The sequence below is a fragment of the Vibrio stylophorae genome (assembly GCF_921293875.1).
In the GTDB taxonomy this organism is placed as follows: domain Bacteria; phylum Pseudomonadota; class Gammaproteobacteria; order Enterobacterales; family Vibrionaceae; genus Vibrio_A; species Vibrio_A stylophorae.
Window position 1 is genome coordinate 1,249,303 of the sequence record NZ_CAKLDI010000001.1, and the last position, 20,528, is coordinate 1,269,830.

A 20,528-nucleotide genomic window follows, 5' to 3' on the forward strand; every position below is an offset into this window, starting at 1 on the left:
GATGAGTCATATCAACCGACAGCGCGTGACTTTATTGTGCGATGAAGTGGGACGTGACATGCTCGCCATGCTCTTTAAGGTTTTTAGCGAAGAGTTGGCGGAATATGTGCAGTGCTTAGATCAAGATGCGAGCTTGGCTAATATCGCTGATGTGTGTCATGCCGCGAAAAGCAGTGCACGTAGTTTTGGTGCAGATTTATTAGCAGAACAAGCCATTCATTTTGAGCAGCAAGCCAAACAAAGTGAGCAGTTGTGGCTTAAAGAACATTTACCACAACTGCGAAATTTACTGCTGCAAAGTGCGGAAGATTATGCGGCACTAGCCAGCGATGAGAAGGCGCTCGATCGCTTGCTTCAATAGTTCGCGATCATGACGCCATTCATGATTTTTGGAGGCTAGCTCTGTGACTGTGACGGGTCGAGAGATCTGATCGGCATCTTTTTGATAGGCCGTTAAAACGCGATCAATTGGGCGTCCATCCATAGCGCGCTCAAGCCAAACTAACATCTCTTCTAAAGTCATTAAACCAGCTGGACCAGGCTCTTGCGCCAAGTTAGTAATAAACACCACTTGTCCTTTGGTTTGCGAGAGGGCTTTACCAATCCCATTGAGTAGTAGTGGCGGCATCACACTGGTGAGAAAGCTGCCGGGACCAAGTAGTACCAAATCAGCGGCCAAAATGGCGTCTACCGCTTCTTGTGTCGCTGGGACATTGGGTTCGACAAATAAGCGGCGTGGCACTGCATCAAGTTCATCAACACACACTTCACCTCGGGTTAAATTGCCTTTGGCGTCAATCGCACTGAGATCGGCGGCATGTTCTGACATCGGCAAAATATGGGTGTCCACATTAAGCATGTCGCGAATGAGGTTAATGGCATCTAAGGGGCGCACACTTAAATTATCTAAGGCGGTGAGCATTAGATTGCCAAGATTATGGCCATCGAGCTCGCCATTACCACGAAAGCGATATTCAAATAGCATGGAGCCGATGGACGGTGTAGTAATCAGCTGGTTGATGCAGTTGCGCATATCGCCCCAAGCGATCCCGCCTTGGCATTGGCGAATACGGCCGGTGGAGCCACCATTATCTGTGGTGGTGACAATGCCTGTCGCTTGCTCACCCAAGTGAGAGAGTGCTGCAAGCACTCGGCCAAGACCATGCCCGCCACCAATGGCGACGATTTTTTGATGTTCAATAGAGAGCGCAGCAGAAGTATTGGCCGCTGAGGATGTTGTCATTGTTATATTCCAGCAATCGCGATACTTTCAGTGTAAACCGCACTCTTTTATCCACTCAAACATTTGTTGCAAAAAAGCAATTTCGTCCATGAAATTGTGATAAATATCAATAGCAATCGGTGACCTTTAGTGCTCTGCTTGACCCAGCTGTAGCAGATAATCACTGGCTGCCTCGCAAGTGGTTGCTTTTAAAAGACTTTGCTTTTCTTCAAGTGAGAGCGGCAATATCTCTAGCCAGCGTTGGCATAGCCAAGTGAGGTCCGTGAAATTTTTCTCTGGATAGAGTGCATTGAGCTCAGGGTGTTTTTCAAACACTGCGTTTAACCGCGCTGCCAATTTTTGATGCCGACGTTCAACCGCAACTTCAGGCCAAAGGGGGAGGGGTTTACATTGTGCGGCTAATATCCCTTCTTTCGTTTGTTGCACATTTTGAATGAGTAGCAAACGCTCTCCTTGCACCATCAGGCGTACGCGTCCAGCTGGCGCTTCAAGAAAATCCACAATGGTGACTTCTGAGGCCATGGGGCAGGAAGGCATGCTGTTTTCTTGGTCGATCATTGCTAAGGCAAGCGGTGAGCCATGATCGAGCGCATGCTTCATGGTATCGGTTTGCACGCCTGCCAGAATATCTAGTGGCATTCGCCCACCAGGCAAAATGTGGCGGCGATTAAATAGAAGGGGTAATGCTTTGTATTGAGTCGGTCGAGTCATAGTGCCTCCTTGGTCATCAATTCAAGGAGCAAAGGCAAGGCCGTTTATGGATGTGAAATGTCTAGTTTTTAAGATGAAGCCAAGATTGGCTTGATGAATTTAATGAAAACAATATGTTAATTATTTGTGTTGGTCTTGATAGGGACAACACAACAGGAAAAATTGGCCATAAATATGGACACAACAGTCGATGACGTGGGTCGATGATTGCAAGATGCGTTGCACATTGATTTTTATTTTGAATTTGCAAAGCCTGCAGGCCTGTCGGTGCTTGGTTTCGTAGAAATGAAAAAGCAAACGTTTGCTTAATGCTTTTTCTATCAATTGAGGGATTTACCCTTGTGAGGGAGGGATGGGGCAGAGTAAACTGCTCGCCTTTTTCAGCCATTTTGCAACATGGCTGTTACACTCAATAATAGATTTATGTGATTTTGCATCACATAGCCGATAACTCCGAGCCTGCTCTGCTAAGTGTATGGATGTGAATGTTCCATTCTGCTGCATAGGTTGTTCAGGCCAGTGACTGGTTCACTCAGGGTCGTTTTAGAAATGACGCGGCCTCCCGATGTTTGGAAAGGTGTTTTGTGGCACAACAATTTGAAGATCGTTTTCACCGTAAGTTTTACTACCTACGGTTGTCGGTGACAGACGTATGTAATTTCAAATGTACTTACTGTTTGCCGCATGGCTATCGTCCGACGAATAAGCCATCTACATTTCTTTCTTTGCCAGAGATTGAGCGCGTGATCGCGGCGTTCTCCGATTGTGGTACCGATAAGATTCGGATCACCGGGGGAGAGCCTTCGATGCGACGGGATCTGCCGGAAATCATTCATGCTGCGGCCAATAGGGTCTCTGAAGTGGCAATGACCACCAATGGCTATCGCATGGCACGCGACGTCGCGACTTGGCGTGAGGCTGGCCTCACCCGCATCAATGTCAGTGTGGATAGCTTGGATCCGCGTCAATTTGCGCAAATCACAGGTGAAAATCGTTTCGCGCAGGTGATGGCTGGGATTGATCAAGCCTTTGCCGTAGGTTTTGAGCAAATCAAAGTCAATAGCGTTTTGCTCAAAGATCTCAACAGCCAAGATCTCCCTAAATTTTTAGCTTGGATTAAAGATCGTCCCATTCAGCTTCGTTTTATTGAGTTGATGCAAACCGGTGAGATGGATAGCTTATTTACTAAGCACCATCAATCAGGTGTGAGCATTCGCAACCAACTAATGGCACAAGGCTGGCAGCTCAAAGCGCGCAAAGCCAATGATGGCCCTGCGCAAGTTTTTACCCATCCAGATTATCTTGGTGAAATTGGTTTGATCATGCCCTATGAAAAAGGGTTTTGCGCCAGCTGTAATCGCCTGCGTATTTCTGCGCTGGGTAAATTGCACTTGTGTTTATTTGGTGATCAAGGCATCGATTTGCGTGATTATCTACAGGCAGATAACCAAAAGCCAGAGCTGATTGAACAGATTCAACAGGCGTTGCAAAGCAAGGCGCAGGGGCATTATTTGCATCTTGGCGACTCCGGCGCGACGCCACACTTGGCATCCATTGGCGGCTAGGCCAATGTTGATGTCATTGCGTATACAAATTAGAAAGAAAATAGAGGATTAATTGATGAGCCATGCTGCAAAAGAGTTCAAACCTGCACACGTTGCTGTTTTAACCGTTTCTGATACCCGTAATCTTGAAACCGATACCTCGGGTCAATATTACGTGGATAACCTGATTGAAGCGGGCCATAAAGTCGTGGATCGCGCCATTGTGATCGATGATATCTATAAAATTCGCGCCATTGTGTCGAAGTGGATTGCCGATGAAAATGTGCAAGTGATCATCAGCACCGGTGGCACTGGTTTTACTGCGCGTGATTACACCCCTGAAGCGTTGATGCCGTTGTTTGATAAAGAGATTGAAGGTTTTGGTGAGCTTTTCCGCGCTATTTCTTATCAAGAAATTGGTACCTCAACCGTGCAATCTCGCGCGTTGGGCGGTTTTGCGAATAAAACCGTGATTCTTGCAACCCCTGGCTCAACCAATGCTTGTCGCACGGCGTGGACCAAAATCATCAAAGAGCAGCTCGATTCTCGTCATCGTCCATGTAATTTTATGCCGCATGTTAAAGTGATCGCGGAGGAAGCATGAGCCAAGCGTCTATGGACACTGAGCAACAACTGTCGCACCTCAATGCTAAAGGCGAAGCCAATATGGTGGATGTCTCTGAAAAAGCCGTGACCGTGCGTGAAGCGCGTGCCGAGGCTGTGGTCAAGATGTTGCCACAAACGCTTGAGATGATTGTGGCAGGCACGCATCCCAAAGGGGATGTATTTGCTACCGCCCGTATTGCTGGCATTCAGGCGGCGAAACGCACTTGGGATTTGATTCCGCTGTGTCATCCGCTGCTGCTATCGAAAGTGGAAGTACAACTGCAGGCCGATCATCACAATCATAGCGTTCGCATTGAAAGCTTGGTCAAACTCAAAGGCCAAACGGGCGTTGAGATGGAGGCGCTGACCGCAGCTTCTGTGGCCGCATTGACCATCTACGATATGTGCAAAGCGGTGCAAAAAGATATGGTGATTGAAAGCGTGCGTTTACTTGAAAAAACAGGTGGCAAATCGGGCACCTTTAAGGTGGATGCATGATTACCGTTCGTTTTTTTGCCGCGCTCAAAGAGCGTGTGGGCGTTGAAACGCTGACATGGCCAGCGGTGCCTGAAACCACCGCTGCATTGCGCGATGCGTTGGCTGCGCAAAGTGATGAATGGCATCAAGCGCTGACTCAAGGTCCTTTGCTAGTGGCTGTTAATCATACCATGACGCATTGGTCTCAAGCGCTTGAAGCGGGTGATGAGGTTGCGTTCTTTCCGCCAGTGACGGGTGGTTAGACGAAGTGATGAAGGCATTTTGATGATGGATTCAACGACCAATTTAACATCAGCGCAGGCGCCTGATTTGACGTCAATTGAGATCAGCGTACAGACGCAGGATTTCACCCTGCAGCACGAATATGATGCACTCGTTGCACGCAGCGGCGGTGAAGGTGCTGGCGCTGTGGTCACTTTTGTTGGCCGAGTGCGCGATACCAATAGGCCGCATCTTGCGACTGGTGATGCCCAGCAAAAAGGTGAAGTGAGCGGATTATTTCTAGAGCACTATCCGGGGATGACCGAAAAGGCGCTTGCGAGTTTGATTTGTGAGGCGAAAACGCGTTGGCCGCTGCTCGCGGTAAAAATCATTCATCGCGTCGGACAGCTCAATGCAGGCGATCAAATCGTATTTGTGGGTGTGGCCAGTCAGCACCGTGTCGCGGCATTTGAAAGCTGTATGTACCTGATGGATACCCTGAAAACCGCTGCGCCTTTTTGGAAAAAAGAGCAAACGCAAAGTGGTGAACATTGGGTCGCAGCAAAAGCCAGTGATGATGCACAAGCGGCGCGCTGGCAAATCGATTAGCGGATTATGCCGCTGATAACACTTATCAAAACGCGCTTTTAGCGCGTTTTTTTTATGGCGGGTGATGGGGTGAAGGTTCGTGAATATCAAAAAGGGACGATAAACGTCCCTTTCCATTCGCGGTGATTTGCTATGCGTGATGAATATTGACGCCATAGCAAACGTTGTAGCGCGCTAGTCTTTACCGACAATCTCAAGGAGCTCGACATCAAAAATCAGCAATGCACCGGCGGGAATACGGCCCACACTGCGCTTGCCATAACCTAGCGGCGCTGGAATATAGAAACGTTTTTTCTCACCGACCACCATGGTCTGGACGCCTTCAGTCCAGCCTGCAATCACTTGGTGCAAACCAAAGGTAATGGGTTCGTTGCGCTGTACTGAGCTATCAAATACGGTGCCATCCAGTAGGGTGCCGTGATAATGCACTTTGACGGCATCGCGTGGGCCAGGGTGTGTGGTGCCTGTCCCTTGCTCTAGGGTTTCATATTGTAAGCCAGAGGCTGTGGTGGTGACGCCAGCTTTGTTTTTATTTTCCGCAAGAAAGGCTTCGCCCTTGGCAAGATTGGCATCGTAGCCTTTGCTTCCCGCAATGCGCTGGTACAGGCCAAAAATCAAAAATGCAGCAAATAAAATCAGAAAAAACTTCACGATGGCTCCTCGCCAGATGTTGTCATTGAATGGCCGTCATCATACGTTTTGTGCTCGCTGTAGCAATAAAAAACGCCGCATGACGCGGCGTTTTGTGATGGTTCACCCGTTTGCTTTTTTCACTGCTTTTCCACGTGGGTGATTTAATGCAGGCGATTTTGGGTTGATTTTGGACGAAAGATAAGTGCGATTAACCTTTGTAGAGCTTTGGATTAAACACATCGCGTAGCCAGTCGCCCAAGAGGTTGATGACCAGCACTAAACTCACCAATACCAAGCTTGGGAAAGCAATCAGCCACCATTTGCCAGAAAAGATATTTTCAAAACCGATGCTGATCAAAGAGCCCAAAGAGGGTTGGTCCACCGGCAAACCCAAGCCTAAGAAGGAGAGAGCCGCTTCTGACATTATGGCGTTGGCCACTTGCACCGTGGAGATCACCAAAATTGGTGATAGGCAGTTGGGCAGAATGTGGCGGAACATAATGCGTGGTGATTTAAAGCCCATCACACGCGCCGCTTCCACATACTCTTTTTTCTTTTCGGCCAGTACACAGGCGCGAATGGTGCGCGCATATTGAGGCCATTCAGCAATACCGATGATCACAACAAGCATTAACACCGCATATTGGCTAAAGAAATCGCCGCCAAAGCTGGCCTTAAAAATCGCAGAGATGATGATCGCCACCATCATGGTGGAAAAAGAGAGCTGAATATCTGCAAAGCGCATCAAAAAACTATCGACACGTCCGCCAAAGTAGCCCGCAGAAAGACCAATGATAATGCCTAAAAATAGCTGTAAGCCCACCGCTAAAAAGCCGATGGTGAGTGATAGGCGAAAGCCGTAAATGATGGTGGAGAGCACATCACGGCCTTGTTCATCGGTACCAAGTAAAAAACGCTCGTCACCCTCTTCAGTCCATGACGGGGCATAATCTGAGTCCATGATATCAATGGACGCCAAATCGTAGGGGTTGGTGGGCGAGAGCACTGGTGCTAGCAAGGCGACACCAATAAAGAAAACAAAAATCACAAAGCTGGTGATGGCAACTTTGTCACGCTTAAAGTAGTAGAAAAAATCAGAGGCTAAGAAACGTTGCCATGCATTGGGCACCACAGGGTTCATCTCAGCGCTTTGTTGCGTTTGCTCAGTCATATTATGCTCCTTTACCCATCAAATTAACCGTTGGGTTGATGATGCCGTAAAGCAGATCGACCAAGGTGTTGGTGACCACAAAAATCAAACCGACGAAGATGACGTAGGCGGTGATCAGCGGTGTATCGACGCGGGTAATCGCTTCAAGAAAGAGTTGTCCTGTACCGGGCCATTGGAACACTTTTTCAGTCAAAATGGTGTAGGCCACCATGGTTCCGATTTGCACGCCACCCACGGTCAGTACGGGGAGCATGGTGTTTTTTAATGCGTGTCGGTAGTAGATTTTTTTCAGGCCAATGCCCTTGGCTTGGGCAAATTTAATGTATTCAGAGCCAAGCACTTCCAGCATTTCTGAGCGTACCAAACGAATAAACAGCGGCAGCATAATGGATGCCAGCGCAATGCTTGGCAAAATCAGATGCAAAAGGCCATCCATCGTAAAAAATCCGGACTCCCAACCGAGCACATTGGCGGTTTCGCCACGACCAAAGGAAGGTAGCCAGCCAAGCTGGATAGAGAACACATACATCAGCAAAATGGCAGTGAGAAATACCGGAATAGAGATACCGATACTGCTGAGCGCCATAATGATTTTGGTCATCACACTTTTGGGTTTTATTGCGGAATAAACGCCAAGTGGAATGGAGCAAAGAATAATGATGAGGGTGGCACCAAACACCAGCTCCAAAGTTGCGACAAGCTTATCGAGGATCACATCGAGCGCTGGGCGTTTAAAGAAATAGGAGGTTCCAAAATCACCTTGCACCGCACCGCGAATAAAACGGCCATATTTGGTTAAAAATGGATCGTTGAGTCCCATTTCATCGCGCATAGCTTGACGCTCTGCCTCAGAGACGGATTGACCAACGAGCTCTCGCAGTGGATCGCCAAGATTATCTTGAATGGAAAATGCCACCAAACTGATCACAAACATCACAACGATGGCTTGTACCAGTCGATTGACCAGAAATGAGAACATTCCTTGCCCCTTACAATTCGAAAAACTGCTTCATGCAGACTCAGTCCTATCAATGACCATCCCGCGACTGAGAAACCGGGTGGACTGGATCACACATGGGGCAGGCAAGCTGCCCCATATGCCATGGCAACGGGTTAATTTTCATCAACCCGTTGCCAATGTGGCGTATTACTCAGAAACAACGAGATCGCCGTAATATGGGAAGTCCATGGCGTTGACGATTGGTTGAATATTGACGTTTGATTTCGCGCCCCAAGCCAAGTTTTCCCAATGTAGCGGTACAAACGCTGCATCTTTATACAGAATTTGCTCAACTTGTTTGAGCATGGCTGCACGTTTGGCTGGATCGGTTTCGGTATTTGCCGCTTGGGTAAGGGCATCAACCTGTGGGTTTGAGTAGTAACCACAGTTGTATTGACCTGTACCTGTTTTGGCATTGCGGGTCATGGTCAAAAACTCAGTGAAGTTCGCTGAATCTTCAGTGTCTGAATGCCAGCCAATCATCAACATATCTGCCGCACACAGATCATACTCAGGCCAGTATTGCGCTTTTGGCATGGTCTTCAGTTCGACATCAATGTTGATTTTCGCCAGCATCGAAGCCACAGCTTGCGCTACTTTTGCATCGTTCACATAGCGGTTATTTGGCGCGATCATGGTGATCTTAAAGCCATCTTTATAACCCGCTTCAGCCATCAGCTGTTTGGCTTTTTTCAAGTCATAACGAGGCACCAAAGCTTCATCATGGCCGATGTAACCGGCTGGGCTTTGCTGGCCTGCTGTGGTTGCAAAACCTTTCATGATTTTCTTCACGATACCTTCGTTATTGATGGCATGCACAATGGCTTGACGGACACGTGCATCGCGAAGCGCTTCATTGGTGTTTTGGTTGAGTTGGAAGGTGATCAGACGGGTGCCTGACATGGTCACCAAGTTCAGACCTTTGGCATCTTTTACTTTGTCGTGATCATTTGGTGCCACAGGTGCAATGATATCGACATCGCCTGAGAGAAGCGCAGCAACGCGTGTCGCGTTTTCTTTAATTGGCACCAGTGTGATGTGGTCAACGTTGCCTTTGGTTTGGGTATCCCAGTAGCTGTCAAAACGGTCAAACTCAACTTTGATCCCTTGTTCGCGTTGGGTTACGACAAATGGACCAGTACCTGAGATATTGGTTGAGGCAAAGGAGTTACCATGTTTTTTGATCTCGCCTTTATCACGACCATCTGCAGTTTTACCGGTATAGAACTTGCTATCCATTGGGAAGATGTAGGTTGCTGTTTGCAATACCAATGGGAATGGCTGCGCAGACACGAGGTCAACGGTGTGATCGTCCACTTTGACCATTTTGCTAAAGGGCGCAAAGATCGCTTTGAAATCAGGCGAAACTTTCAGACGGTCAAAGGTCCAGACGACGTCATCGGCGGTCATGGTGTTGCCTGAGTGGAATTTTACGCCTTGGCGCAAATGAAAACGGAAGGTGTTTTGGTCAATACGTTCCCATTTTGTTGCAAGACGAGGCTCAAATTGGAAGTCTTGGGTAAAGCGAACCAATGGATCAAAAACCATATGAGACAGCTGTAATGTACCACCAGACAGCTGCTCATGCGGATCCATTGATACTGGATCGGCATCAAGCGCGACGGTGATATCAGCAGCGGCAACGCCGAAGCTAAGACCCGCAGCCATCAAGGCAACGGCAAGTTTTGATTTGAGCATTTTCATGCACGACTCCTTATGCGGAAATGATTTCCTATCATGTTGTGTTTGTGCTCGCCCTGAGATGCGGGCGAGTCATTTTGATTTGTTTGCGTTGGTTGTATTGTGTCGTTTGCGATTAAACGGCGTTGCGAAGACCTGTAAACTCAGGCATCAATTGAATCAGCTGGCGGCTGTATTCATGCTGGGCATTGGTAAAGAGTTGTTCGGTTGGCGCCACTTCTAAAAGCTCACCCATTTTCATTACCCCGATGCGATCGCACATTTGGCGGATCACCGGTAGGTCATGGCTGATAAACAACATGGTGAGATTGAGCTCTTGTTGCAGATCTTTGAGCAAGTTTAGAATTTGCGCTTGTACTGAGACATCTAACGCCGAGGTCGGTTCATCGCAAATCAGTAGGCGAGGGCGAGTGGCCAACGCACGTGCAATAGAGATACGTTGACGCTGACCACCTGAAAACTCATGGGGGTACTTCAGGCCTGCTTTTTGTCCCAAACCCACATAATCGAGCAAATCATTGACCACTTGGCGCGTTTGCGCTTCGCCAGAAGTCAGGCGATGAAAGCGAATGGGCTCCGCGATAATGTCAAAAATTTTCATGCGCGGATTCATTGAGGTATAGGGGTTTTGAAACACCATTTGCATTTGCCGGCGCATCGGGCGGCGTTCGTGCTCTGATTTGAGCGCGGTGAGATCCACCCCTTCAAAATGAACCGTACCGCTATTGGGCGTATAAAGTCCTGCGATAACACGGGCAATGGTGGATTTACCAGAGCCTGATTCGCCCACTAAACCAAAGGTTTCGCCTTCTTTGACGTCAAAACTGACATGGTTGGACGCTTGCACATATTCGCGGCGACTGGCAAAGAGTGAGTCTTTGGTGGTAAAGCGCAAACAGACATCATCCACTTTTAACAGTGGGCCGGTGTAACTGCGGTGATCTTGGCTTTGGCCCAGCCAATGGGTTTTGATATTGAGTTCAGGCAGCGCTTTGGCATCCTCGATATAGGTCACCAAAGGGAAGCGATCGAGTTTGATATCAGAGCGTGGTACTGCCGAGATCAAGCTGCGGGTATAGGCATGCTCAGGCGTACCAAGCACTTGCTTTGTTGGACCAAATTCAACCAACTCACCGCGATACATCACTGCCACGCGGTCGGTAATATTGGAGACCACACCCATATCATGGGTGACCAGCATGCAGCCGACGTTTTTCTCCATACACAGGGTGCGAATCAAGGTTAGGATTTGATCTTGAATGGAGACATCCAGCGCGGTGGTGGGCTCATCTGCAATGATTAAATCAGGCTCACCAGCAAGGGCGATGGCGATTACTACACGCTGGCGCATGCCGCCGGAAAACTGGTGTGGGTACTGTTTTAGACGGTTTTCAGGCTGCGGTATGCCCACCTGTTTCATTAAATCTAAGGCGCGCTGATAGGCTTGCTCATCGGAAACCTTCATATTGGCATGAATGGTTTCGACCAATTGCTGCTCAACGGTAAACAGTGGATTGAGCGAGGTCATGGGATCTTGAAAAATAAAGCCAATTTTGTTGCCGCGAACATTGAGCATGGCTTTATGACTGAGCCCAGAGATTTTCTCACCATCAAGATAGATCTCGCCCCCAGCAACCAGCCCTGGTGGGCTTAAAAGATCAATAATGGCGTTACCAACGGTGGATTTCCCTGCACCGGACTCGCCAACCACCCCCACGATTTCACCGCGTTCAATCTCAAAGGAGAGTGACTCCACTGCGGTATGGGTGCCATGACGTGATGGATATTCGATACGAAGCGAACGAACTTCTAGAAGTGGCATGTTCAGACCTCAACTGCTTTGGCAGCGTTCTGCCCTGTCTGTAAATTGAATCCCTTCATCATCAGAATAATCTTCTGATCAATGCTTGGGCGACAATTTGGCAAAGATTGAACTGAAATGCAAACCAAATGCACAAAAAACATGCGATAGATTAATTTATGAGCAAATCGAGTGCTTTTATATGTGTATTTTATAATTTTTTATGCTGCATATAAGTTGCGAACTTGATCATGTCTGATGTTGTGATAGTCAATAAAAACAGGGGATATGGCTAAGTCGTTATTTTATGTGCGGGTAATTTTAGTGCATATTATTTGGTGATACCTTCATCTTTTCTTATCTATTGTTTTTGAGCGTTATGCTAGCTTGTTATTCAGTCTAGGTGATTTTTGTATAGTTTATTTATCTATAAATAATCAAATTGTCGGTGGTTTGCTCTGCTTATAACTATGGGGCCGTAACGTCATCACGTGAGGGATTTGAATAATAGGTTTAGAAAGTCTTGCAAAGAGGTTGCTGCAGATGATTTGACTTGTGCAGTGATTGCCTTTGTTTGATTGATGGGTATGCGGCGGTTGTCGCAGTGGCTATCAGATTGATTGTTTATCATCAGTTCATAGCTATAAAGGAGAATCAAGGATGGATTTTCGAGCATTTGAGACGTTTTATCAGCGAGAGATTGAGCGTGATGTCACGTACTATGCGACTTCGATGTATCAACTCATAGAGTCGGATCGCAAAGGAACGGCGCAAGATAAGAGACATCGGCTATGGGGATTTGTGCTTATTTCAGGATTAGTACTAGGTGGTTTGTTTTTACTCGACGATGAATATATGAACGAGCATGCCACGCTTTCTGTCATTCTTTTTGTCAGTGTGCTTGGCTTTCTTGCATTGCTCTATGAATTACTCAATGAGTCAGACACGTCAAAATTTCGAGAAAATATAGAAAAACAAGTAGCACTTAAGCAATTGTGGTGTAACAGATTACTCCCATCAGTCTTTGATTTTTTAGGTGGCACTGCGAAATTTGAGAATGACACACGCATCGATGTTCGATGGGAATATCAGGGGGTATCGTTCCAATATCAGCGATATAGCGACTTCTCATTAAATGGCTATGAATTTGAAAGTCAATTGAGTCTTGAAGATTACTACCTTGACTATAGGCCAAATCACCATCATCTAGCGGTTGGTGTCGGTGATTTTATACACTGCACGCAGGTTGAGGTGCCATTACCGTTTCGAATAAATCGCTACGTTTTTATTCACTTAGATGAGATGAAACAACATTTCAATCATAAATACCGTAATAAAGATATCGATCGCGTTCGACTTGAGGATCCTAAATTTGAGGGTATTTTTGAAATCTATAGTGGCGATCAAATTGAAGCGCGAGAGATATTGACCCCGATGATAATGGAGAAAACTTATCGATGGGTTAAGCGGTTTAATGGGGTTGTTTCACTTGAATTTCGAAATCAGACAGTAAAAATTTATTTTCATCATAGCAAAGAGCACCTCCATCAGAAAATCATTGATCTCGCATATGTTCGTGCTTTGATTTTTTCTTACCACCGTGATTATCAAATGTGTTGTTGTTTTATTGATGACGTTTTATTGCCATTATCGGCAGCCATGGAAAAGATAAGAAAGCGAGATGGAGAATATTATGTGATGGGCTATGAAAATAGTTTCCCTGTTTTCAATTCTTAGGGTTAATGTAATTGGGTAAGTTGGATTGATTGAATTTCTTTAGAGAATAAAAAACGCGCCTAGAGCGCGTTTTTTATTGAGTGGAGGTGATTGCTTTTTAGTACAAAAAAGCCTCTGCGTTGACGCCTTCGCGCGCTTGCTCTTGCGCTTTAAATAGCTCCATTGCGCGCACACCAACCATATTGGCGATCACCGAGCTTGGGAAAATTTGCACCACGTTATTTAAATCGATCACTGAGGTGTTGTAGAAGCGGCGGCTCGCACTAATGTGCGACTCCACTTCATGGTAGGTGTGCATCGCTTCCATAATCGCTTTATCTGAACGCAGGTCTGGATAGCTTTCAACATTGATCATCAGCTGACCAAATTTGTCGCTCAGCGATTGCATGGCTTGAACGTGGCTATTGACTTCGGTGGGCTTATTTTTGTCATAGCCTTCCATTACTTTTGAGCGTAGTGCGGCCACTTCAGTAAAGAGGTCTTTTTCATGCTCCATAAAGCGGCGGGCGACACGCAGCACGTTAGGTACGAGGTCGAAACGTTTTTGCATTTGCACATCGATGCCGGAAAGCGCCTCTAGTGCTTGGTTACGCAGTTTAATCAGTTTGACGTAAGTGCTATAGCCCGCTACAGCGATCAGCACAATAATGGCCAATAGAATATATTCCATATGTTGTTCTCCTTGCGACGAGATGGTACCCGTCTTTTCTATGCATTCTGTTTATCATATCCGCTCGGTGATTGCAGCTTTAAGATGTCAATCAATTGATGTATCTCAATGATCTCATTAAACATTTGTACGATTGGCTGCTCAAATGTGATGGCTTGGTAGAGATTATCTAAACCGCAAAAATAGTCATGCTTGCTTGGAATTAAAATAAACAGTCGGTTTTGTTCAAAGCAGGCCTGAATTTTGTCGCCATAAATGGTGGTTAGATGCAGTAAGCGCTCCATCATGGCGGTTGAAAGCAGATAGCGAGCCTCAATTTGATCGCTACCATAGACTTCAAAAGTGCGTTCAAATTTAGGATCTTCTAAGCGAACTCGAGCCATTTTTTGACGTTCAAAGAACCGACTGATGGTGCCCTTGTCGGTCTGAACTAGGGTGGTGCCTTGAAATGGTTTGGGGCATTGAATATCAATTCCGATACCAGTAAACACAATTTCACTACTGCTTTTTCCGTTATTGCTGCGCTCTCGTTTAAGCTCAAATTCTTGAACCGTAAACCTTAACCCTTGATAGGTGCCACTGATACTTTCATTGAGTGTACCGTGATGAAATTTGGGAAAGAGCTGATATTGCTCGTAGTAAGAAAGCGCCGGACGTTGCATCAAATTGTAGTAGTAGTCCTCGCCAAAGTAACGCAGGGCCACGGGATAGGCGGCATCACCAAGCGTACATTGAAGCTGGGTCAGTGGATTTCGACAGTAGAAAAAACAGAAAAATAGCGGCACGACATAGAGGACAGTGACGAGCGCCCATCTTGAAACCGTCTCCATTGAGGGCAGTAGGATATGTATGAAGATACAAGCCAATAAGGTCGGTAGCATCCAGTAGCGAAAGCGTTGCCTCGTTTGCTCAAGGGCAGGGATTCGATGCTGTTCATATTGTTGGCAGATAGGCTCGATATGCTGTTGATAGTAATTACGAAAATTCGGTGCGCGTTCGGCCAGTGCGTAAAACTGAGCTTGCTGCAGGCGCTGGTCAATGGGGTAGCCCAAAATCAGTTGCCAGAGATTTGTCGCATATTGTGCTGTCTGCATGTTCCCATCCTTGGGGTTACTTTTAGACTGAATCACACCGCTTCAGGTTGAATGATCAGCGTCTCAATTAAATGGTGGATGATGCCCAGCTCATGAAAGAGCTGCTCAATATCTCGGCTAAAGGTAATCGCCTGATAGGGATTCACTCGCGCCTCAAAAAAGTCATGCTTGGTTGGCAGCAGAATAAATAGTTGATTGTTTTGAAAGCAGGCTTGCATGTCTGCGTCAAAATAATCGGCCAGAGAGAGAAATTGCGCCATGGTATCGCGAGTGAGTATCTGGTTCACTGCTTTGAGATCATCGCTATAGACTTCAAATTGCGCTTCAAACGCGGCATCTTCGCGTTTGATCTGCTGTAAGGATTCGCCAAATCCATTCCAGGCATTAAAAAAGCCGCGATCGCGTTTGACTTGAATGGTCGCCGCAATGGATTTAGGCAAGGTCAGCTCTATAAATAAACCGCGAAATACTGTTTGGTAACTCGTTTTGCCACGGCTATCCGTTTGACGGGTTGTGAGCACTGTTTCTTGGACACTAAAGCGGGTGTTTTGGTAACTGCCGCTGAGGCAGTCATCAAATTTTGAGTGATCATAGCGTGGCAGCAGGCCATATTGACGATAGTGCTGAATATCTTGGTAAGCATTGCCATTGAATTGATAGTCGTTGCCAAAATAAGCCAAGATGGTGGGAAATACATCATCTTCAATTTCATCATTGAGCTGTGCAATAGCCTGTTGTGCCCAGCTACGTGTGATGAAAAATAGACCACAGCTAAAGGTCATCAATGTCAGCCAAAAGGCCCAGCCTAAATCGGTAAATAGCTGCTGTAAAAGCCAATAGAGTAGAGGAAGGGCGATTAAAAATCCCGGAATCGCCAGTCGAAGTCGAAGGCGGTATTGGTTGAGTGCTGCCTGTCGTTTGAGTTCATAACGGGCGCGAATAGGCGCGACGTGCTCAGCGTCATAGGCATGGTACGCGGCTTGATGTTGCGCAGGAATATCAAGCGTAAGGGCTTTTTCTGCGGTATCAATGGAATGGCCGAGCGCGAGGGAAAGCCAATGATGGGCAAGATTCGACATGGGAACTACTCAATAACTTAAATCTTGCCCAAGTATATGATTTTAATTAATAAAAGCAATGGGTTATGGGCTTATCTTAAATCTGTTCGTCGTTCTCGATGCTCAAGATTGACAAAACTGATGAGTTTTTGGATCTCAATCATTTCATAGAACAGTTGGTGAATATCGTCAATAAAGCGCGCGGGCTCTTCAGGATTTAGGCGAGAACTGAAGTAGTCGTGAGGTGTTTCCAGTGCAACGATGACTTTTTTATCCTGAAAGCAAGCTTGTACGCTACTGCGAAAGGCTTGGCCAAGGCGATAGAAGCAATCTAGTGTTGCTGGTGGTAGTAAATATCGCGCTTCAATTTGGTTGGTGGTGAACACCTCATACTCTTTTTCAAAGCCTGGATCTTCAAGGCGTGCGCGTTCAAAGTGCTCAGGCGCGGGATGCTGCAAATGGCCTAAGGGTCCATGGGGTTGCATCACCAGCGTGGTGCCTTCGAAATTTTTATATAGCCCGCACTCAAGAAAGATACCGTGGAAAATTTCATCGCTACCCATCATATAGTTGGTCAGGGTGACTTCAGTTAGTTCAAATTGCGAGCCTTCATGATGGCCCAGCATACGATCATCGGTATAGATGTACTCAAAGGGTGGTAAAATTTGAAATCGACGGTAGTAATATTTGGGATGTGGCTGGGATGAATTGACCTTGATTGCAGGGTCAAAATAGCGCAGTACGGCGCGCAGCATTTTTTGTTTGGCTTCATGCATCAGTTGGACGTGCATGGCTTCATTACCATGATAGTCACAGTGATAGGGTGATTGGTTGTCGAGCCCTTGGTTCAAGGAGGCACGGCGGCGATGGGCTGGTGGATGAAACATATGATCGAGCTGACCAAGTAAATACATGCGTGCAGCAAAGCCGGCGACACAACCGACAAATCCAGCCAAATATAAGCCCATATGCTGGTGCTGATGCATAAAATAAGCGATCAAACCGGCCACCAGTAATCCGCAAATAGTTGCCAGAAGGGGATGAATGGTGCTTTTCTTTTTTGCTTCTCTCTTTTGGCGCTGACGGCCTGAAGTATTCGCGCCTTGTTCGCGCAAATTGCGCATCAGCTGGAGTTGCCGCTCGCACAGAGGCATGATCTTTTCGCGGTAATGGCGGGTGAAATCACTTTTATGCGGCTCCTCAAAATGAAATTCAGCCTGCGCCAGTTGGCTTAGTTTATCTTGGTCTTCAATCGTCAATGATTTGGGATTTGCGTACATAACCGCTCCTTGTTGTGCACATAGATTACTGAAAATATTAAGAAAAAGAAGAGTGTTCTCAGTGCTGCATGAAGCTTTCAGAAAAAATGATGGGTATCTCTCAGAACCAAAGGATATTGATCTAAATCCAATCCATTGCGCATTGATTGCATTCTAGTTGCGAGGACAATAGAACTTGGGTACATTAGCGCCAAATGCTAACGATTCTCAATTATTGGTGCGAATCATTTTCGTCACGGACATGGATTCTCATGCGAATACGACATATCTTATGGCCGCTTTTAGGGCTGCTTTCCATCAGTTCGCCAGCACTGGCAAACGTCAAACAAGCGCAGCAAGAAGCGCAATCAGGTTTGAGCCATAGCGCTCAGCAACAAAATACCATCGACCACTTAGAAGATGAGCGCAGTCAGCTTTACTTCGAACTATCAGCGCTGAACCGCCAAATTTCACAGCTTGAAACCTATAACGCGCATCTACAAACCATGGTGGAAGATCAGCAACAAACGCTTAAGGCACAAGTGCAAAAGCAGCAGGAGATTGCAGAGCTCAAGCGTGCCTTGGTGCCTTTGATGTATGAGATGTTATCGACCTTAGACCAATTTTATCAGCAAGATGTGCCGTTCTTGCCTGATGAGCGTCGTCAACGTATGGCATCACTTCAGCAGATGATGGCACGTAGCGATGTGAGTGATGGCGAGAAGCTGCGTCGAATTTTGCAGGCGTACAATATTGAGCTCGAATATGGGCAAACTATTTCACAATATGCTGGCGATCTAAATATCGATCAAAACAAACTGCGCGTGGTGTATACCCGTGTTGGCCGTATTGCATTGCTTGCGCATGTTGCTGATATGAGCAAAGCATGGTGGTTTGATGGCAACAGTTGGCAACCACTATCCCGCGATGGGATTGAGTCGATTCAAATTTTAAGCGCGCAGTTAGAGCGCCGCGGTTTACCACAGATGGTGGCTTTACCTTTGATGGAGGCCAGCCATGACTAAGTTCGCGTTCAAATCACTGTGTATTGCGCTGTGTGTCTCACCATTACTGGTCTTTGCAGCTGAGCCAATGAGTGGAAAAGCCTTGGTGGATGCTGTGCGTGCACAGGTAAACCAAGATGAACAAGTGGATCGCGCGCGCGTACAAACCGCTTATCAAGATAAAGCCCAGCTGCAAGCGGCAGTCAAAAAAGCCAAAGCTAAGTTGGCACGGTTAGAAGCAGAGCAAGCTGCGCTTAGTCAAACCATTGAAGCCAATGAGCAGCAATTGGCCGAGCAGGGGCGTGCGTTGCAAATCGCGACAGACAGCTTGGGCGAAGTGCAAGGTCACTTACAAAGTCAGGCGCAAGAAAGCGCAAGATTAGCCAATCAAAGCCAAGTGGTATCACCTGCTTTTACTGCATTGGTGCGTCAATTAAGCGATAGCCAGAGCTTGCCATCGCAGCAGCATCTATCTCAATACTGGCTTGGTTTGGTCGAAGCTTTAGTCGCCAGTGAGCAGATTCAGCAAATCGAGCAAACTGTCATTGGTCTTAATGGCGAGGAGCATTCGCAGCCAGTGTGGCAAATTGGCGAATTTGGTCGCATTAGCAAAGGGCAATATCTTAATGCTCAAACTAATGCAGTTTATGCCCAGCAGCCCGATGATTTGGATTTGGCTGAGCGCTATAGCGGTCAATCAGGACAGTGGCTTAGCCTAGATCCCACGCGAGGCTCGGTTTTAGCGATGCAAGCACGTTTGCCGACTTTGTCTGAGCGAATTCAGCAAGGCGGTACTGTGGGCTGGGTGATTCTAACGCTACTGAGCGTGGGCTTAGTGATTGCTGCTGTGCGTTTGAGCTATCTATATCAAGTGACACGTAAGATGAAAGCGCAGCGCGGTCAGCCGCCGCAAGCAGATAATCTGCTTGGCCGCTTACAACTTGCTTATGCCAGTCAGTCGCAAAGTGATTTAGAAACCCTGCAGCTCAAATTGGAAGAGCAAGTACTGCGTGATATGCCGTTACTGGAGCGTGGAATTCCAATGCTGAAACTGTTGGCAGCAATCGCCCCTATGCTGGGGTTGCTTGGGACTGTGTCGGGCATGATTGCGACCTTCCAAGCGATCACATTAACGGGCTCTAGCGATCCAACCACCTTAGCCGGCGGGATCTCCATGGCGCTTGTGACCACTGTACTAGGTTTGGTTGCCGCCATTCCTTTGTTGCTTTTGCACAACTTGGCGCAGAGTAAGAGCCAAGCGGTGATCACCCAGCTTGAAACGGAGATTGCTAGCTTGTTGGCCAATCATATCGAGCGCCATCAAGGCGTGTCAGCTGTTGCGGTGCATCATGAATCGGAATGCGTCCATGCTCACTGAGTCAGCATCGCATTCAACCAATGCCTACCACATGGCGCAGCAAGTACTGAGCAGTGGTGGGCCATTGGTATGGGTGATCCTTATTGTGATGATGTTGAGTTGGTTGCTATTGCTTGAGCGCTGGCTCTATTTCAAACAATACGGTCGCGCTAATTTTGATTTTTTATTGTGCCAATGGCGCCGTGTGGCCTTTCTTAAACCAAGGCAAATCGCAGCCATTCGTCAAAATACGTTGAATCAATTTGCCGTGGTTCATCGCCGACGCCTTCATTGGGTGGGGCTGTTTATTGCCCTGTGCCCCATGCTTGGCATGTTAGGTACGGTCACCGGAATGATTCATGTGTTTGATGTCTTAGGTGAATTTGGCACCGGAAACCCACGCTTGATGGCCAATGGCATTGCGATGGCAACGGTGCCTAGTTTGTGCGGCATGATTGCAGCGGTGAGCAGTCTATTTGCGCGCAGCCGTTTACTGCGCCGAATCGATCGCCAATTAATGAAATTAGATGAGCAGCTGGTTTACCAGCAAACAGCAACGATGAACTGCGAATAAGATGAGCAGTGAGTAAATAGAATGCGAGTGAAATTAAGAAAGCAGGCAGAAGAGCCG

Annotated in this window: 21 protein-coding genes and 1 riboswitch; of the genes, 10 read left to right on the forward strand and 11 right to left on the reverse strand. The window is 47.0% G+C overall.

What is annotated here, in order from left to right; genetic code table 11:
- Position 1: 1 nt before the first annotated feature.
- The gene (locus tag L9P36_RS05780; protein WP_237465678.1) at positions 2-361 is read left to right on the forward strand and encodes an Hpt domain-containing protein; all 360 of its coding nucleotides are present in this window, start codon (positions 2-4) and stop codon (positions 359-361) included.
- On the opposite strand, the gene yvcK is transcribed toward L9P36_RS05780, so the two are convergent.
- Positions 320-1,243, reverse strand: coding sequence for a uridine diphosphate-N-acetylglucosamine-binding protein YvcK (yvcK, locus tag L9P36_RS05785; RefSeq protein ID WP_237465680.1), 924 nt, complete (start codon positions 1,241-1,243; stop codon positions 320-322). The genes L9P36_RS05780 and yvcK overlap by 42 nt on opposite strands.
- Positions 1,244-1,369: 126 nt before the next feature.
- The gene (locus tag L9P36_RS05790) at positions 1,370-1,954 is read right to left on the reverse strand and encodes an LON peptidase substrate-binding domain-containing protein (protein ID WP_237465682.1); all 585 of its coding nucleotides are present in this window, start codon (positions 1,952-1,954) and stop codon (positions 1,370-1,372) included.
- 439 nt (positions 1,955-2,393) lie between these two features.
- Positions 2,394-2,550, forward strand: a riboswitch (molybdenum cofactor riboswitch).
- Between L9P36_RS05790 and moaA the strand changes: the two genes are divergently transcribed.
- The 5 genes from moaA (at position 2,539) to L9P36_RS05815 (ending at position 5,412) form a co-directional block, all read left to right on the forward strand.
- Positions 2,539-3,519 carry a GTP 3',8-cyclase MoaA gene (gene moaA / locus L9P36_RS05795; RefSeq protein ID WP_237465685.1) on the forward strand — a complete coding sequence of 327 codons (981 nt, stop codon included), beginning with the start codon at positions 2,539-2,541 and terminating at the stop codon, positions 3,517-3,519. It overlaps the preceding riboswitch by 12 nt.
- Positions 3,520-3,574: 55 nt before the next feature.
- On the forward strand, positions 3,575-4,102 hold the full coding sequence (gene moaB, locus L9P36_RS05800; RefSeq protein WP_237465687.1) for a molybdenum cofactor biosynthesis protein B: 528 nt from the start codon (positions 3,575-3,577) through the stop codon (positions 4,100-4,102).
- A gap of 11 nt (positions 4,103-4,113) precedes the next feature.
- Positions 4,114-4,602: a cyclic pyranopterin monophosphate synthase MoaC gene (gene moaC, locus L9P36_RS05805; RefSeq protein ID WP_237467869.1), complete on the forward strand. Its 489-nt coding sequence runs from the start codon at positions 4,114-4,116 to the stop codon at positions 4,600-4,602.
- Positions 4,599-4,844 carry a molybdopterin converting factor subunit 1 gene (moaD, locus tag L9P36_RS05810; protein WP_237465688.1) on the forward strand — a complete coding sequence of 82 codons (246 nt, stop codon included), beginning with the start codon at positions 4,599-4,601 and terminating at the stop codon, positions 4,842-4,844. Before moaC ends, moaD begins: the two co-directional genes overlap by 4 nt.
- A gap of 22 nt (positions 4,845-4,866) precedes the next feature.
- Complete coding sequence (locus L9P36_RS05815) at positions 4,867-5,412, forward strand: molybdenum cofactor biosynthesis protein MoaE (protein WP_237465690.1); 546 nt, start codon at positions 4,867-4,869, stop codon at positions 5,410-5,412.
- Positions 5,413-5,586: 174 nt separating this feature from the next.
- Here the strand turns inward: L9P36_RS05815 and L9P36_RS05820 are convergent, their stop codons facing one another.
- The 5 genes from L9P36_RS05820 to L9P36_RS05840 form a co-directional block, all read right to left on the reverse strand.
- The gene (locus L9P36_RS05820; protein WP_435532765.1) at positions 5,587-6,066 is read right to left on the reverse strand and encodes an FKBP-type peptidyl-prolyl cis-trans isomerase; all 480 of its coding nucleotides are present in this window, start codon (positions 6,064-6,066) and stop codon (positions 5,587-5,589) included.
- Between the two features lie 187 nt (positions 6,067-6,253).
- Entirely contained in the window at positions 6,254-7,216 is a 963-nt protein-coding gene (locus L9P36_RS05825) for an ABC transporter permease (RefSeq protein WP_237465692.1), read from the reverse strand.
- 1 nt (position 7,217) lies between these two features.
- A complete protein-coding gene (locus L9P36_RS05830) occupies positions 7,218-8,195 on the reverse strand; it encodes an ABC transporter permease (protein ID WP_237465694.1) in 978 nt (325 codons plus the stop codon).
- A gap of 168 nt (positions 8,196-8,363) precedes the next feature.
- Positions 8,364-9,920 (reverse strand): ABC transporter substrate-binding protein, encoded by a 1,557-nt coding sequence (locus L9P36_RS05835; protein ID WP_237465696.1) that lies wholly within the window; start codon positions 9,918-9,920, stop codon positions 8,364-8,366.
- A 112-nt stretch (positions 9,921-10,032) separates the two neighbouring features.
- The gene (locus L9P36_RS05840) at positions 10,033-11,739 is read right to left on the reverse strand and encodes a dipeptide ABC transporter ATP-binding protein (protein ID WP_237465698.1); all 1,707 of its coding nucleotides are present in this window, start codon (positions 11,737-11,739) and stop codon (positions 10,033-10,035) included.
- Between the two features lie 639 nt (positions 11,740-12,378).
- On the opposite strand from L9P36_RS05840, the gene L9P36_RS05845 reads away from it, so the two are divergent.
- Positions 12,379-13,455: a DUF3137 domain-containing protein gene (locus L9P36_RS05845; protein ID WP_237465700.1), complete on the forward strand. Its 1,077-nt coding sequence runs from the start codon at positions 12,379-12,381 to the stop codon at positions 13,453-13,455.
- Between the two features lie 97 nt (positions 13,456-13,552).
- Here L9P36_RS05845 and L9P36_RS05850 read toward each other — a convergent pair whose 3' ends face one another.
- From L9P36_RS05850 to L9P36_RS05865, 4 genes are all read right to left on the reverse strand, one after another.
- The gene (locus L9P36_RS05850) at positions 13,553-14,125 is read right to left on the reverse strand and encodes a LemA family protein (RefSeq protein WP_237465702.1); all 573 of its coding nucleotides are present in this window, start codon (positions 14,123-14,125) and stop codon (positions 13,553-13,555) included.
- A 38-nt stretch (positions 14,126-14,163) separates the two neighbouring features.
- Positions 14,164-15,219: a DUF3137 domain-containing protein gene (locus L9P36_RS05855; RefSeq protein WP_237465704.1), complete on the reverse strand. Its 1,056-nt coding sequence runs from the start codon at positions 15,217-15,219 to the stop codon at positions 14,164-14,166.
- A 32-nt stretch (positions 15,220-15,251) separates the two neighbouring features.
- A complete protein-coding gene (locus tag L9P36_RS05860; protein WP_237465706.1) occupies positions 15,252-16,298 on the reverse strand; it encodes a DUF3137 domain-containing protein in 1,047 nt (348 codons plus the stop codon).
- Positions 16,299-16,369: 71 nt separating this feature from the next.
- On the reverse strand, positions 16,370-17,557 hold the full coding sequence (locus L9P36_RS05865; protein ID WP_237465708.1) for a DUF3137 domain-containing protein: 1,188 nt from the start codon (positions 17,555-17,557) through the stop codon (positions 16,370-16,372).
- Positions 17,558-17,808: 251 nt separating this feature from the next.
- Between L9P36_RS05865 and L9P36_RS05870 the strand changes: the two genes are divergently transcribed.
- From L9P36_RS05870 to L9P36_RS05880, 3 genes are read left to right on the forward strand one after another with little or no spacing between them, the layout of a single operon-like run.
- The gene (locus L9P36_RS05870; RefSeq protein ID WP_237465710.1) at positions 17,809-18,561 is read left to right on the forward strand and encodes a DUF3450 domain-containing protein; all 753 of its coding nucleotides are present in this window, start codon (positions 17,809-17,811) and stop codon (positions 18,559-18,561) included.
- Positions 18,554-19,918 carry a MotA/TolQ/ExbB proton channel family protein gene (locus L9P36_RS05875; protein ID WP_237465713.1) on the forward strand — a complete coding sequence of 455 codons (1,365 nt, stop codon included), beginning with the start codon at positions 18,554-18,556 and terminating at the stop codon, positions 19,916-19,918. Before L9P36_RS05870 ends, L9P36_RS05875 begins: the two co-directional genes overlap by 8 nt.
- Positions 19,890-20,471 (forward strand): MotA/TolQ/ExbB proton channel family protein, encoded by a 582-nt coding sequence (locus L9P36_RS05880; RefSeq protein ID WP_237465714.1) that lies wholly within the window; start codon positions 19,890-19,892, stop codon positions 20,469-20,471. Before L9P36_RS05875 ends, L9P36_RS05880 begins: the two co-directional genes overlap by 29 nt.
- Positions 20,472-20,528: the final 57 nt, after the last annotated feature.

Excerpts from the sequence above, each read along its gene's own strand:
- L9P36_RS05780 (WP_237465678.1), top strand. The coding sequence starts at position 2 with ATGAGTCATATCAACCGACAGCGCGTGACTTTATTGTGCGATGAAGTG.
- yvcK (WP_237465680.1), bottom strand. The coding sequence starts at position 1,243 with ATGACAACATCCTCAGCGGCCAATACTTCTGCTGCGCTCTCTATTGAA.
- L9P36_RS05790 (WP_237465682.1), bottom strand. The coding sequence starts at position 1,954 with ATGACTCGACCGACTCAATACAAAGCATTACCCCTTCTATTTAATCGC.
- moaB (WP_237465687.1), top strand. The coding sequence starts at position 3,575 with ATGAGCCATGCTGCAAAAGAGTTCAAACCTGCACACGTTGCTGTTTTA.
- moaC (WP_237467869.1), top strand. The coding sequence starts at position 4,114 with ATGGACACTGAGCAACAACTGTCGCACCTCAATGCTAAAGGCGAAGCC.
- moaD (WP_237465688.1), top strand. The coding sequence starts at position 4,599 with ATGATTACCGTTCGTTTTTTTGCCGCGCTCAAAGAGCGTGTGGGCGTT.
- L9P36_RS05815 (WP_237465690.1), top strand. The coding sequence starts at position 4,867 with ATGATGGATTCAACGACCAATTTAACATCAGCGCAGGCGCCTGATTTG.
- L9P36_RS05825 (WP_237465692.1), bottom strand. The coding sequence starts at position 7,216 with ATGACTGAGCAAACGCAACAAAGCGCTGAGATGAACCCTGTGGTGCCC.
- L9P36_RS05830 (WP_237465694.1), bottom strand. The coding sequence starts at position 8,195 with ATGTTCTCATTTCTGGTCAATCGACTGGTACAAGCCATCGTTGTGATG.
- L9P36_RS05835 (WP_237465696.1), bottom strand. The coding sequence starts at position 9,920 with ATGAAAATGCTCAAATCAAAACTTGCCGTTGCCTTGATGGCTGCGGGT.
- L9P36_RS05840 (WP_237465698.1), bottom strand. The coding sequence starts at position 11,739 with ATGCCACTTCTAGAAGTTCGTTCGCTTCGTATCGAATATCCATCACGT.
- L9P36_RS05845 (WP_237465700.1), top strand. The coding sequence starts at position 12,379 with ATGGATTTTCGAGCATTTGAGACGTTTTATCAGCGAGAGATTGAGCGT.
- L9P36_RS05850 (WP_237465702.1), bottom strand. The coding sequence starts at position 14,125 with ATGGAATATATTCTATTGGCCATTATTGTGCTGATCGCTGTAGCGGGC.
- L9P36_RS05855 (WP_237465704.1), bottom strand. The coding sequence starts at position 15,219 with ATGCAGACAGCACAATATGCGACAAATCTCTGGCAACTGATTTTGGGC.
- L9P36_RS05860 (WP_237465706.1), bottom strand. The coding sequence starts at position 16,298 with ATGTCGAATCTTGCCCATCATTGGCTTTCCCTCGCGCTCGGCCATTCC.
- L9P36_RS05865 (WP_237465708.1), bottom strand. The coding sequence starts at position 17,557 with ATGTACGCAAATCCCAAATCATTGACGATTGAAGACCAAGATAAACTA.
- L9P36_RS05870 (WP_237465710.1), top strand. The coding sequence starts at position 17,809 with ATGCGAATACGACATATCTTATGGCCGCTTTTAGGGCTGCTTTCCATC.
- L9P36_RS05875 (WP_237465713.1), top strand. The coding sequence starts at position 18,554 with ATGACTAAGTTCGCGTTCAAATCACTGTGTATTGCGCTGTGTGTCTCA.
- L9P36_RS05880 (WP_237465714.1), top strand. The coding sequence starts at position 19,890 with ATGAATCGGAATGCGTCCATGCTCACTGAGTCAGCATCGCATTCAACC.